Here is a 259-nt window from a genome sequence, read left to right on the forward strand (position 1 = left end):
GTTTCCCCATTCGGAAATCTCCGGATCAAAGCTTGCTTACAGCTCCCCGAAGCATATCGGTGTTCGTCCCGTCCTTCATCGGCTCCTAGTGCCAAGGCATCCACCGTGCGCCCTTTCTAACTTAACCATTAAAAAGAATCACTATGTGATATCTTGTCTTACTAATTGAATGTGATGTCTACTGTTATCTAGTTTTCAAAGAACAACGCATAGGACATGCTAACACATGCGTTGCCACAGGACGTGGCGCATTTAGCAG

At 45.9% G+C, this 259-nt stretch carries 1 rRNA gene; it reads right to left on the reverse strand.

Annotated features, from left to right (window positions below):
* Positions 1-127 (reverse strand): 23S ribosomal RNA (locus Q3W56_RS20840); the annotation flags it as partial.
* Positions 128-259 lie beyond the last annotated feature (132 nt).

The sequence above is a fragment of the Bacillus sp. C28GYM-DRY-1 genome, assembly GCF_030519405.1.
GTDB classification, from domain to species: Bacteria; Bacillota; Bacilli; order Bacillales; family Bacillaceae; genus Bacillus; species Bacillus spizizenii_A.